We start from the raw sequence: 12,543 nt of genomic DNA, 5'->3' as shown, positions 1-12,543 counted from the left end.
GGGGGATCGGGGAAAGGCAACGCGTGCGGGGACGGTGAGTGACAGCCGTGGACTGCATTGGGCACGACCAAGGAGTGGGGCATGCATTATGACATCGTCATTCCGGAAGTGGGGGAATCCGTTCGAGAGGCTCTATTGACGGAATGGTTCGTGAAGCCGGGAGAACGGGTGAGCAAGGGGACCGTGCTCTTTGTTCTGGAAACGGACAAAGTTACCCTGGAAGTTCCTGCGGACGCGGAAGGTGTTGTGGAGATTTTGGTGCCGGCAGGAGAGAAGGTGACCGTGGGAACCGTGGTCGGACGCCTTCGCACAGAGGCGTCGGTGACAGAATCCCCGCCGCCTGCGGAGCCGTCGCCCATAGAAAAACCGGCACCGGCCCCACTCCAGATGGAAAAGGAACCCTTAAGGTTTCTCAAACCTCAACCAAGTGCCGTCCCCCCGGCCCCGCTCGACGTTTTTCCCTCCGTGGCTCAACTGGCCTTGGAAAAGGGAGTGGATCTCGCGACAGTGAGAGGCACGGGCCCCGGCGGGATGATCACGCGGGGAGACGTGCTGCTGTTCCTCGAATCCCAAGGGGTTTCCAAGCCGGCCACGCCCATGCCGTTCGCCGGGACCCATGGAATGGGCAAGCCGGTCCCGGCGACACAGGAGCCTTCTGGGATCACCGGCCGTAAAGCCATTCCGGCAGGCTCCCCCGGCTCCGGCTCCGAGGGCGTTCTAGAAGAGACACGAAAGCCCATGAGCCCCATCCGGAAACGGATTGCGGAAAGACTCTTGCATGCGAAGCACTCCACAGCCATGCTCACCACATTCAACGAAGTGGACATGAGCCGCGTTATAGAGTTTCGGCGTCGGTTCAAAGATGCCTTCAAGGAAAAGTACGGGGTTTCCCTCGGATTTATGAGCTTTTTTGTCAAGGCCTGTGTCCAAGGGCTTCAAGAGATTCCTGAGGTCAATGCTTTTATCGACGGCGACGATATCGTCTATCACTCTCATGTGCACATGGGGATTGCCGTGGGAGCCGAACGCGGTTTGGTGGTGCCGGTCATACGTTATGCGGACACACTGAGCTTTGCCGAGATCGAGAAAGCTATTGACGACTTTGTCCAAAAGGTTCGTGAAAATCGCTTGCAGTTGCGGGACCTGGAGGGCGGCACTTTCACCATTACCAACGGCGGAGTTTTCGGATCGCTTTTGAGCACTCCCATCTTAAACCCTCCCCAGAGTGCCATCCTAGGGCTGCACAAGATTGAGGATCGTCCCATCGCACTGGGAGGGCAGGTGGTCATTCGTCCCATGATGTACGTGGCCTTGAGCTATGATCATCGGATCATTGACGGTCGGGAAGCTGTGACGTTCCTGAAAAGAGTCAAGGAGTGCATCGAAGATCCCGAACGGCTGCTCGTGGGGATCTGAACCGGGAGAGGAGCCATGGAGACGGCGAGATGACAGCCGAAAATCGTTACGACCTAGTGGTGATTGGTTCGGGCCCCGGCGGTTATGTGGCCTGCGTGCGCGCGGCCCAATTGGGCATGAAGACAGCCTGCGTGGAAAAGGACGAACGCCTCGGCGGGGTCTGCTTGAACGTGGGCTGTATTCCCAGCAAGGCCCTTCTGGATTCCAGCGAACTGTATCATCTGGCGCATTTTCGCTTTCAGGATCACGGGATCCGTCTTCACGGGGTGAGTCTGGATCTCGGGGCGATGATGGCCAGAAAAGACAAGGTGGTTCAGGAGCTGACCGAAAACGTTCGTAAGCTTTTGGAAAGGCATCATGTCACCGTTATTCACGGGACAGGTCGGCTGGCCGCGCCGAACCGGGTCATTGTGGAGCCAGCCGCGCCGGAGGGCGGAGTTCTTGATCTGGAAGCGGGGTCGGTGCTCCTGGCCACTGGAAGTGAACCCATTGCGGTAGCTGGCATCCCAACCGATGGGAAGTTGGTAGTTTCCTCAACGGAAGCGCTGGCGTTTGAGGAAGTTCCCAAGCGTTTGGGGATTGTCGGCGGGGGCTATATTGGGCTGGAGTTGGGGGCGGTATGGAAACGCCTGGGATCTGAAGTCACCGTCATTGAAATGCTCCCGAGGATCGCCTCCCTGCTGGACGGTCAGGTATCCCGGACTTTGGAGCGCATTTTGCGTCGGCAAGGCTTCCGTTTTCTCTTGGAAAGCCGAGTTTTGGAAGCTTCCGTGGATCAGGGGGAGGTTGTCGTCAGGGTCGAGACCCCAAACGGGGAAGAGCGACTCGTTTTCGACCGCCTCCTGGTGGCCGTCGGGCGTCGGCCGCGCACCCAGGGCTTGGGCTTGGAAACCGTGGGCGTGGCCACCCATCCTCAAACCGGTCATATCCTCGTGAATACCCGGTATCAAACCTCTGTTCCCGGCGTCTACGCCATCGGGGATCTCATCGCCGGTCCCGCTTTAGCCCACAAAGCGTCCGCGGAAGCCATCGCCTGTGTCGAAGGGCTCGCAGGAAGGGCCAGCGAGGTGAATTATGATGCGGTCCCCGCCATTATCTATACGTCGCCGGAGGTGGCCATGGTGGGGAAGACGGAAGAAGAACTCCGGGCCCTCAACGTCCCGTATTGTGTGGGCACTTACCCCTTCTCAGGGGCAGGGCGTGCGCGGTGCATGGGCGAAACCGACGGGTTCGTCAAAGTTCTCTCCCACGCCCTTTCAGGCCGCGTCCTCGGCGTGCACATCATCGGCCCACGAGCGTCGGACATGATCGCGGAGGGTGTGCTCGCACTAGAGTGCGGAGCCACGGCGGCCGATATCGGTCGGATCATGCATGGCCATCCAACGTTCGCTGAAGCGCTTCAGGAAGCCGCCCGGGTAGCCACAGCCTGCGCCATCTACGGGAAGGATTGATTTTGGAGAAACGCCACGGCGCGTTTTTCTGACCACAGGGTGCCGTCGGAGGACATTTCCCAAAATCCGACATGGCTGCCCCGTGCCGGGGTTTCCAAAGTCAGGTGCGGATTCCGATAAGCTTCCCGATAAGGAAAACATTCCGGACTAAGGAAAGGATCGTCCAAGGCGTTCACGAGCAAGGTCGGAATGGCGATTTTTTCCAGAAAAGGTTTGCAGGAGGCTTTGGTGTAGTAGTCTTGTGCGTTGAGGAAGCCATGGAGTGGGGCCGTGTAGCGGTTGTCAAAGTCCTCCAAGGTGCGGAGGTTCTCATAGCTGGCCGTGCTCAGCAGATCAGGGAAAAGAGGCCTTTTGGCCTCGATTTTTTCTTTGAGCATGCGGAGGAACCGCTTGAGATAAAATCTGTTTCCGGGCTTTGAGATTTCCCTGGCAGAGGCACCAAGGTCGCAGGGCACCGAAAAGGCCACAGCCCCAAGGATCCGAGAAGAGAGGGTGTTGCTCCGTTCGCCGACGTATTTCAGCACCAGGTTGCCCCCCAGACTAAAGCCCACCAAAGCAATCCCATGGTAGTCCTCCGATTTCAGGACGTGATGCACGACGGTTTCCACATCCTCGGTCATGCCGCTGTGATAGAAAAAGGGCTTTCGATTGGGTTCCCCGCTGCATCCCCGGAGATTCATGGCGCACGCGTCCCAGCCCGCCCTGTTCATAGCCCGAACCATACCCAAAACATAAGGTCGTCGGGAATGCCCTTCCAGTCCGTGGCAGATCACTGCGACGCGCCGAAAACCGCGACGCGCCCAATCCACGTCCAAGAAATCGCCGTCAGGGGTGTCCAGCCGTTCACGGTGGTACGCGACCCCCGGGACCAGCCGCATTCGGTTGGCAAGAATCATGTGCACATGAGGGTTACGGACCCCGCGGGGCGTTTTGTAAGAGCACGGCTGCACCATATTCCACTCCTCCCTCCATGAAGCTTGTGGACGGTCTCTTCCAAGGCGGTCGGGTTCATCCCATACACTGCGATCCCACGGGAACACAAGCGTCTTGGCGTCTGAGTCGGCATGAGGTTTTGCCAGCCCTGTTGACTTTCACCGAATATTCACTTATGAAGTCCATCAAGAGGGAAAGCAGGGTAGTCAAGGAGGTCGAGAATGCAACTCACGCCGGCTCAAAAAAAGGTGCACGATTTTCTCCACACCTACATGGCCGTGCATGGCCATGCCCCGTCCTATGAGGAAATCCGCAAGCACTTGGGATTCCGGTCCCTGAACGCCGTGTATAAGCACCTCAAGCAGCTGGAAGAACGCGGATATGTGCGAACCCTCGGGAAAAACCGAAAACGGGCCCTGGAGCTTGTGGAGCTTCGCCCGGCAGGGGCATCGATTCCTTTCCTGGGTGTTGTGGCTGCCGGAACACCCATTGAGGCTGTGGAAGTGCCGGAAACGGTGGACGTTCCGGAAAGCCTTCTTGCGGGCGGGGAGCACTTTGCCTTAAGGGTTCGGGGCGACTCCATGATCGAAGAAGGGATCCGAGAGGGGGATATCCTGATTGTCAAAAAGCAACCCACGGCCGAAAACGGCCAAACGGTGGTGGCGTTGGTGGATGGGGAAGCCACCGTGAAAAGATTCTATGTTCAGGGAGACTTTGTAGAGTTGCGTCCCGCCAACAGCACCATGGATTCCCTGGTGGTTCCCGCGCACAGGGTGGAAATCCTAGGGGTGGTGGTGGGTTTGGTGCGCCATTATCGGCATCGATTGGGGCTATGACGCACAACACACCCACGCTTGGGCATTATCGGTGCATTTTGCTCCCGGAAAACCGTATGGGCGTGACGTCCCTGGATTCGCGAAGGCCGAGGAATTCAAAGAAAAACGGGATACGCATGTTCCGGCATGAGGATTGCCTTTGAAGAATGCGAAAAATTCGCATCGGTGAAAGGAGGATGGACTTATGCCGGCAGGAGACGGAACAGGACCTTTGGGAAGAGGCCCTCGAACGGGTCGAGGATTGGGATGGTGTTCTGCGCCCATCGCGGAAGGCGCCCGGCCTTACTTTGGAGGTTTCGGCTTAGGCTGGGGGTGGCGAGGCCGGGGAATCTGCAGGGGATGGGGTCCGAGAGGCGGTGTCCCCGGATTCGGCTTTGGGCCGAGATGGGGATGGCGTGCCCTTGGGCCCATGAGTCGTGAAGAAGAGCTCCAGTGGCTTAGAGGCTATACGGCCAACCTAGGACAAGCTCTGGAGCAGGCCCGCAAACGGATGGCCGAACTGGAAGGAGAAGCCCAAACGTAGGGCGGAATCATCCAAACCCACGACGTAGTGGGATCGGCACAGGCAACGAGAGGACGGAGGCGGCCTCGGCGAGTGTCCTGGGCCGATCCTTTCGGTTCTCGATCTCGAAGAACTTTGGGATGCCCCGGGGCATGACAGACAGCCCTTTTCCTGCTATAGGAAAAGGGCCTCGCGTTTATAAGGGCCCAGATTGATCCACCTGAGCCGTCGCAACTGGCCGTCCGATGCCCGATCATCCATTGGACCGAAACATCGGTCTGTTTGTCGCGTATCGCGTTCTTTTCAATCTGCGCTTCTACTATCCCGTTTTCGCCCTCTTTTACAGAGACGCCGGGGTTGGTCTGGAGGAATTTGCGTGGCTCCAGGGGCTGTGGTCGGTAAGTATCCTTGTTTTCGAAGTGCCTTCTGGGATGCTGGCCGATACCTTGGGCCGGCGCACCACCCTGCGGTTGGCCGCGTTCTCCGCGGTGCTGGAGATGATCGTGTTCGCCATGGCTTCGGATCTTTGGGGTTTCGCCTTCAACCGCGTTCTCAGCGGCTTGAACGAAAGTCTGGCTTCCGGCGCCGACTCGGCTCTGCTTTACGATTCTCTCAAGGTTCGCGGTCGTGCCGAGGAATACAAGAAATGGGTGGGGACGGCCCAGTTTTACGGTCTCGTTTGTGGATCCTTGTCCACTGTCCTGGGAAGCTACATCTATTCTTGGGGAATTCGGTATCCCATTTGGGCCACAGCTGTGTGCATGGGAGCATGTGCGGTGGTGTCGCTTTTTTTCCGCGAACCCACTGTTGCCGCACATCGGCTCACGTGGCGTGATGAAAAGCAGCTGTTGAAGGACAGTCTAAAGGAGCTTGCGGGCTGTCGTGCCCTGCTTTTCCTGGTCTCCCTGATCGTCGTGGCCGACTGTGGAGCTCGGATTGTTCTTGTGCACAATTCCCTCTACTACGAGGAGCTGCTCATTCCCATCGTGTGGTTCGGCGTTGTGGGTGTGGGGGTGCGTCTCATCACCTCTGTGGTCTCCAAGAACGCCTATCGAGTGGACCGCAAACTGGGTTTTTTCCCATCATCGGCGCTCATGTTGGGGCTGATGACCTTTGGATTGTGGGGTATGGCCGCCATGATTCCTTTCTATGGCATCGCATTTGTTCCCGTGGTGACTTCCGGCATGTATTTTTTGACACTCACTGTTGAAGGGGAAATCAACCGAAGGATTTCCAGCGATCGGCGCGCCACAGTTTTGAGCCTGAAAAACATGGCCCTCAATATCGCCTTCGCCGTGGGCATGCCTGTGTTCGCTATGGCATCCCGTGGTGGCCTTCAGCGCGGATTCCAGAGCCTCGCTGTGGTCTTTACGGTGCTCTCCGCGCTGGTTCTTCTTTCTTCATGGTGGTTATGGAAACCTGCAAACGGAGCGGCTCAAGAAATCGAAGACGACATCCGTTGAATGGTTGTGGGCGATTTTTCATCGGCGTGGCCGCTTCAGATGGGGATGAGTCGGTCTGAATGCCTCATCTGGGTGGGCCGAGGCCGCGGTCCCGTGATCGAGGGCGCAAGACGGGCCAAAACTGTTAGGGGCGTGAGCCCTCATGGCGCCGTTTTTTCCCGGACCCTCGACACGTGGGGCAGACGGCATTGGCATAATCCACGCAGCATGCGCCCGGCGTGATGACTGGTTCGGTACCGCACACGAGCCCTGTGCCACAGCACTGAGGGCAGACCTCGTCGGGGTGGCTCACATTTTTGGAAAGGGATGGGCCGTTTTCCTCTGTTTTCATGACGTGTGATCGCTCTTCCACGCGCCGTTCCTCCTCGGCAACCGACCCGTGAGGCATCGGGGGGTCTTGAAGCGGGAGCACCTTTCAGCTTCGGTCTAACCGAGTGGAAAGGATTTTCTGCCGTTGTCAATTTCAACCCATGGCACGCAGCCTTTTCTTCCGTCCGATTTCCTCTGTGTTCAGGCCGTCCCATTCAAGGAACTGCGCTTTTGAAAGCTTCCCCATTCTCCAAGCCAGCTTAGAATCTTCGGTGTGCCGGACGAACACCGGCAGAACTCGGGCGCCTTTTTTCGATGGACTTTTCGAACTGCCGCCTTTCCAAAAAAAATCTGGCACGTTAATAAAGGCAAGGCAAGACATTTCCCTGAGAAGGGTGACTTTCGATCCAGAAGAGGTCTGGTGACGGTGGGGATACGAGCGCCGAAAGTGCTTTTTGTGGAGGACGATGCCTCCCTGCGGCTCACCCAGAGCCTCTATCTTGAGCAGGAAGGATTCGCGGTGGTGCCCGCCTCCAGCCGGCTGGAGGCGCGTCGAGCACTGCGCGAGAACTCCTTTGATGCCGTCGTGACGGACCTTCGCCTTGGCGATGCGAGCGGGCTCGACGTGCTGGCCGATGTGCAATCCCTGAGGCCCGATGCGGAAACTGTGGTCATTACCGGCTATGGCTCCGTGGAAACTGCCGTGGAAGCCATGAAGAGAGGTGCCTACGACTACCTCACCAAGCCTGTGGATCCCGAGCTTTTGGTCCGCATTCTGCGAAAAGCTCTGGAACGGCGGAAACTGCGCCGCCAAGTCGATTCCCTCGCTCGGCGCTTCGCGGAAGAAGCCGGGCTCAATCGAATCGTGGCGGAAAGTCCCGCCATGAAGGCGGTAATGGAACGGCTGGACAACGTCGCGGCCACCGATGCGCCTGTTCTCATTGAAGGAGAAAGCGGCACGGGGAAAGAACTTCTGGCCAAATGGATTCATCAGCGTAGTCCTCGGTCCATGGGGCCTTTTGTGGGAATCAACTGCGGTGCCGTCCCGGAGACATTGCTGGAAACGGAACTGTTCGGCCACGTGCGGGGAGCTTTTACCGGAGCGGTTCAGCCCAAGAAAGGTCTTTTCGAGGCGGCCGACGGGGGGACGCTCCTCTTGGACGAAATCGGCGAAATATCGCCGGCTTTCCAAGTCAAGCTGCTGCGGACCCTTCAAGAAGGGACGATCCGTCGTGTGGGGTCGGTGAAGGAAACCCCTGTGGATGTCCGGCTCATTGCCGCCAGTAACCAAAGCATCATGCGACTCGTTCAGGAAGGCCGCTTCCGTCAGGACCTCTATTACCGCATCAATGTCGTGCCCATTGTTTTACCGCCCTTGCGGGATCGCCGGGAAGACATCCTGCCTCTCGCTCGCGCCGTGTTGGAACGGCTGAGCCGACGGATGGGGAGGAAGGTTCCGGAACTTACGGAAGCAGCGCGACGACGTCTTTTGGACTATCCTTGGCCGGGCAACGTCCGTGAGTTGGAAAACGCCTTGGAGCGCGTGCTCATTTTCAGCCGGTCCGATGTCCTTGATGCGGGTGATCTCCAGCTGGAATTTTTGGGGCAAGGACCTGGAAAACTTTCGGCCATGGGGCAGGCGGGGACTTCTGCCCTCGGGCCTCGGGAAGACGGTCTCGGGAACCCGGCCTGTCTGGAAATGAACCCCCATGTGGAAAGGGCATCCTTCAAAGAGCCATCGGATATCGAAGGGACCAGGGGTGGCGGCGATTGGGGCCTTTCGCCCGATTTGCCCTTGGCGGAAGTGGAGCGGCGCCACATCCTCGCCGTTCTCTCCCGCTGCGGGAACAACAAGACAAAAGCTGCCGCCATTTTGGGCATCGGGACCAACACCCTTTGGCGGAAATTGAAAAAGTACGGCCATGAAAAGCCCGAATCCTCGTGATCGCACCGCCCTTGACAGGGAAAGCCTTCTCGCCATGCTCGACAGCATGGAGGATCGGATCTACGTGGTGGACCGCACGTATCGCATTCGTTTCATGAATTGGTCTTTACGGAGCGAGATGGGGGACGGGGAAGGAGCCCGGTGCTACGAGTTTTTCGGGCATGAGCCGGAAACCTGTGATGAGTGCCAGCATGGGATGAGCTCTTTCGAACCGGAGAGGCGGCGGGAGTGGGTTTCACCCAAAGACGGTCGGGTTTACGAGGTGTCCGTGTCTCCGCTGCACGGGCCGGACGGCAGTATTTTTCGGCTCCACATCATGCGGGACATCACGGAACGGAAAGCCCTGGAAAGGGAACTCCACGAACAAGCCCGGTGCCTCGAGGCCAAAGTCAGAGAACAGGCGGAAATCCTCTTTCGCCAAGAACGGCTCTCTTTGCTGGGAGAAATCGCGGCCGGACTGGCCCACGAACTGCGCACACCTTTGGGAGCGATCCTCACGGGCGTGAAACTCTTGGAAAAAGAGCCTAAGGATCCGAGCCGCGAGGCGATGATCCTGGATCTCATTAAGAAGGAGACTGTGCGCCTGGAAAGAAAGCTTTCCGAGTTTCTTCGGTATGCGCGGGGGCGGCGACCGGAAAGAAGGCCGACGCTCGTGAGTGCCCTCTTGGAAGACGTTCGCAACGTGCTTATCACCGATGATTCCGTGCGTGGCCGTGTCTCGATTCACGTCCATGCCGCCCCGGGCACGGATCCCTTCCCTTTGGACCCCGACTTGATCAAAGAAGTGCTTCTCAATTTGGGCCAAAATGCCCTCCAAGCCCTTGGAGGCTCGGGAGAACTGCGCCTGGAAGCCAAGCCGACAAATGAGGGTTTGGAAATCCTTGTCAAAGACAACGGCCCCGGCATTTCCTCCGCGGACATCCCGCATCTTTTCAAGCCTTTCTTCAGTCGCCGGTTGTCCGGGACAGGACTTGGGCTTGCGGTGTGCAAGGAGATCGTCGAAGCGCATGGAGGCTGCATCAGCGTCTCCAGCCTCCCGCAGGTTCAGACCACCTTCCGCATCGTCCTCCCTCGGTAACCATTCCACTTTGGTAACATCCACCGCGGTGTCTTCCATAATGGAATGAGCCTTTATCCAAGATGGAAGATCTTCGAGGTGGATGGACAACGGACACTAGGCGCCCAAGTCCCGGTTCCGCTGCGGCAGGTGACTTTCCTACCGTGCCGAACTAAAGACTGTTGCTCTCATATTCGTTTTCTGTGCGACCGGATCGCAAGGTTTTTCGAGGCTACGGAAGTCCTTTTCGGCGACAGGCCCCATGGGGGAGCGATCAGACCGAGGGGGCATGTTATCCGAGGAGATCTCGGAAATGTTTTTTGGCACGGACTTTGTCTCTTTCACGGGAAGACATTGCGGGAGAACTCGTCGGGCGTGCGTGTCCATCGGTGCGCACGCCGACAGAGGAATCACAAATTGTCGGGCTGACGACAACCATGGAGGACGATGATGGCCGAGGAAAAAGAGAAGAAGCAGAAGGCGTATAATTTCCGGGAGTTTTCGACGTGTGAGGCGACCATTCAGATGCTGCAGAAGGCGGCGGCGGATGGTGTGGAGACGGCGTTTCAGCGGGCGGCGGAGATGAAGGCGTGCCCGATTGGGGCGGATTCGGCGTGTTGTAAGCACTGCGCCATGGGGCCGTGCCGGTTGAACCCGAAGGATCCGTATTCGAAGGTGGGGGTGTGCGGGGCGACCATAGACACGATAGCGGCGAGGAATTTTGCGCGGATGGTGGCCTCGGGGTGTGCGGCGCACACGGACCACGGGATGGCGATGTTGGATGTGTTTCGTGAGGTGGTGAACGGGAAGATTACGGACTACAGGATCAAGGATGAGGAGAAGCTGCGCAGTGTGGCGCGCAGTGTGGGCATAGAGGTGGAAGGTCGCGAGACCATGGAGATCGCGAAGGATCTCTACAAGGAGTTGGAGCGGACATACACGCAGGTGGAGGGGGAGATTCCGTTTGTGAGCCGGGTGCCGGCGAAGACGTTGGAGACGTGGCGCAAATACGGGGTTGTGCCACGTGGGGCGATGCGGGAGATCATGGAGATCATGCATCGGACCCATATGGGGGTGGACCAGGATTACGAGAATTTGGTGCGGCAGTGTTCTCGGACGGCGTTGGCGGACGGTTGGGGCGGGTCGATGGTGGCCACGGAGATTTCGGACATTTTGTTTGGGACGCCGAAGCCTTTGGTGGCCGGGGTGAACATGGGGTTTTTGAAGGAAGACCATGTGAACATCATCGTGCATGGTCACGAGCCGAATTTGTTTGAGTCGATGATCGATTCGGTGAACGATCCGGAGCTGGTGGCGAAGGCGAAGGAAGCTGGGGCGGCGGGGATCAATTTATTGGGGATGTGCTGTTCCGGGGCGGAAGTGCTTTCTCGGCACGGGGTGCCGCATGCGGGCAATTTCATGAGCACGGAGGCGGTGATCGCCACGGGGGCGGTGGATGCCATGGCGGTGGACGTGCAGTGCATCAAGCAGGCTCTGGTGCAGATGAGCGAGTGTTATGGGACGAAGTTTTTCACGACGAATCCTCGGGCGAAGATCGAGGGGGCGCAGCACATCGAGTTTCATGAGCATCATCCGCGGGAGTGCACGAACAAGGTGGTGGAGTTGGCCATTGAGCGGTTCAAGAACCGTCCTGGGCGGGTGGTGATTCCTCAGCGACGGGACATGGGGGTGCACGGGTTCAGCCATGAGTACATCAACTACATGTTGGGCGGGACGTTCCGTGGGAGCTACACGCCGCTCAATGAGAATATCATCAACGGTCGGATTCGGGGTGTGGCCGGGGTGGTGGGGTGCACGAACCCTCGGGTGAAGCAGGATTGGGTGCATGTGGAGTTGGTCAAGGAGCTGATCAAGAACAACGTGCTGGTGGTGCAGACGGGCTGTTCCCAGATTGCCCTGGCCAAGGCGGGGTTGATGAAGCCGGATGCGGCGGTGTTGGCTGGGGATGGATTGGCGGAGGTGTGCGAGACGGTGGGGATGCCGCCGGTTTTGGGGTGTGGGTCGTGTGTGGACAACAGCCGCATTCTCATTGCGTGTGCGGAGATGGTGCGCGTGGGGGGATTGGGCACGAGCATAGCGGATCTTCCCGTGGCGGGGGCGGCTCCGGAATGGATGAGCGAGAAGGCCATCAGCATCGGGCAGTATTTTGTGGCCTCTGGGGTGTACACGGTCTTTGGGGTGACGTTCCCGACCCTGGAGGGGACGAAATTCCACAAACTCTTGTTCGAGGGTTTGGAGGAGATGGGGTTTGGCAAGTGGGGGTTTGCGACGGATCCGTATGAGATGGCCCACATGATGATCGCCCACATCGACAAGAGGCGGGAAGCTTTGGGGATCATGGGCCCGCGCGAACGCAAGCTCTTCGATATGGCCGATCGGCGCGCTTTGGACTAGCCGCTTTGTCGGATAGCGGGAACGCGGAGGCCGAGTGCCAAAGGGGATGTCTGGATGGGCAACCCGCACTCGGCCTCAATGGGACGGGCCCCGTTCTCGAGGTCCGGCGGGGAGTGGAGGAGCGGGTGGCCCTGAAGGAGCCCGCCGGACTCCGAAATCTCTGACAAAATCCCGTCTTCGGGCCCGAAGCTTGGAGGTCTCAAGGGAGTTTTCGCC

Annotated in this window: 10 protein-coding genes; 8 read left to right on the top strand and 2 right to left on the bottom strand. The window is 58.5% G+C overall.

Annotated elements, in window-relative coordinates; genetic code table 11:
* The first annotated feature begins 81 nt into the window (after window positions 1–81).
* Window positions 82–1,416, top strand: a complete 1,335-nt coding sequence (odhB, locus tag ACZ5K9_RS06395) for a 2-oxoglutarate dehydrogenase complex dihydrolipoyllysine-residue succinyltransferase (RefSeq protein ID WP_464273596.1) — start codon at window positions 82–84, stop codon at window positions 1,414–1,416.
* A gap of 29 nt (window positions 1,417–1,445) precedes the next feature.
* Window positions 1,446–2,867, top strand: coding sequence for a dihydrolipoyl dehydrogenase (gene lpdA, locus ACZ5K9_RS06390; protein WP_464273595.1), 1,422 nt, complete (start codon window positions 1,446–1,448; stop codon window positions 2,865–2,867).
* Here the strand turns inward: lpdA and ACZ5K9_RS06385 are convergent.
* Window positions 2,852–3,820 (bottom strand): YheT family hydrolase, encoded by a 969-nt coding sequence (locus ACZ5K9_RS06385; RefSeq protein ID WP_464273594.1) that lies wholly within the window; start codon window positions 3,818–3,820, stop codon window positions 2,852–2,854. The two genes, lpdA and ACZ5K9_RS06385, sit on opposite strands and share 16 nt — an antisense overlap.
* Window positions 3,821–4,021: 201 nt before the next feature.
* On the opposite strand from ACZ5K9_RS06385, the gene lexA reads away from it, so the two are divergent.
* The 3 genes from lexA (at window position 4,022) to ACZ5K9_RS06370 (ending at window position 6,601) form a co-directional block, all read left to right on the top strand.
* Complete coding sequence (gene lexA / locus ACZ5K9_RS06380) at window positions 4,022–4,636, top strand: transcriptional repressor LexA (RefSeq protein WP_464273593.1); 615 nt, start codon at window positions 4,022–4,024, stop codon at window positions 4,634–4,636.
* A gap of 184 nt (window positions 4,637–4,820) precedes the next feature.
* On the top strand, window positions 4,821–5,159 hold the full coding sequence (locus tag ACZ5K9_RS06375; protein ID WP_464273592.1) for a DUF5320 domain-containing protein: 339 nt from the start codon (window positions 4,821–4,823) through the stop codon (window positions 5,157–5,159).
* Between the two features lie 224 nt (window positions 5,160–5,383).
* A complete protein-coding gene (locus tag ACZ5K9_RS06370; protein WP_464273591.1) occupies window positions 5,384–6,601 on the top strand; it encodes an MFS transporter in 1,218 nt (405 codons plus the stop codon).
* Window positions 6,602–6,725: 124 nt separating this feature from the next.
* Here the strand turns inward: ACZ5K9_RS06370 and ACZ5K9_RS06365 are convergent, their stop codons facing one another.
* Window positions 6,726–6,953, bottom strand: a complete 228-nt coding sequence (locus ACZ5K9_RS06365) for a hypothetical protein (RefSeq protein ID WP_464273590.1) — start codon at window positions 6,951–6,953, stop codon at window positions 6,726–6,728.
* A gap of 378 nt (window positions 6,954–7,331) precedes the next feature.
* Between ACZ5K9_RS06365 and ACZ5K9_RS06360 the strand changes: the two genes are divergently transcribed.
* The 3 genes from ACZ5K9_RS06360 (at window position 7,332) to cooS (ending at window position 12,327) form a co-directional block, all read left to right on the top strand.
* On the top strand, window positions 7,332–8,855 hold the full coding sequence (locus tag ACZ5K9_RS06360) for a sigma-54-dependent transcriptional regulator (protein WP_464273589.1): 1,524 nt from the start codon (window positions 7,332–7,334) through the stop codon (window positions 8,853–8,855).
* Window positions 8,833–9,933 (top strand): two-component system sensor histidine kinase NtrB, encoded by a 1,101-nt coding sequence (locus tag ACZ5K9_RS06355; protein WP_464273588.1) that lies wholly within the window; start codon window positions 8,833–8,835, stop codon window positions 9,931–9,933. Before ACZ5K9_RS06360 ends, ACZ5K9_RS06355 begins: the two co-directional genes overlap by 23 nt.
* Before the next feature lie 426 nt (window positions 9,934–10,359).
* Window positions 10,360–12,327, top strand: a complete 1,968-nt coding sequence (gene cooS, locus ACZ5K9_RS06350; protein ID WP_464273587.1) for an anaerobic carbon-monoxide dehydrogenase catalytic subunit — start codon at window positions 10,360–10,362, stop codon at window positions 12,325–12,327.
* Window positions 12,328–12,543: the final 216 nt, after the last annotated feature.

This window comes from Desulfosoma profundi, assembly GCF_055387865.1.
The sequence above is the reverse complement of the archived record's forward strand: the minus strand, read 5'-3'. Positions and strand labels throughout refer to the sequence as shown.

Excerpts from the sequence above, each read along its gene's own strand:
- ACZ5K9_RS06385 (WP_464273594.1), bottom strand. The coding sequence starts at position 3,820 with ATGGTGCAGCCGTGCTCTTACAAAACGCCCCGCGGGGTCCGTAACCCT.
- cooS (WP_464273587.1), top strand. The coding sequence starts at position 10,360 with ATGATGGCCGAGGAAAAAGAGAAGAAGCAGAAGGCGTATAATTTCCGG.
- ACZ5K9_RS06375 (WP_464273592.1), top strand. The coding sequence starts at position 4,821 with ATGCCGGCAGGAGACGGAACAGGACCTTTGGGAAGAGGCCCTCGAACG.
- lexA (WP_464273593.1), top strand. The coding sequence starts at position 4,022 with ATGCAACTCACGCCGGCTCAAAAAAAGGTGCACGATTTTCTCCACACC.
- lpdA (WP_464273595.1), top strand. The coding sequence starts at position 1,446 with ATGACAGCCGAAAATCGTTACGACCTAGTGGTGATTGGTTCGGGCCCC.
- ACZ5K9_RS06355 (WP_464273588.1), top strand. The coding sequence starts at position 8,833 with ATGAAAAGCCCGAATCCTCGTGATCGCACCGCCCTTGACAGGGAAAGC.
- ACZ5K9_RS06370 (WP_464273591.1), top strand. The coding sequence starts at position 5,384 with ATGCCCGATCATCCATTGGACCGAAACATCGGTCTGTTTGTCGCGTAT.
- odhB (WP_464273596.1), top strand. The coding sequence starts at position 82 with ATGCATTATGACATCGTCATTCCGGAAGTGGGGGAATCCGTTCGAGAG.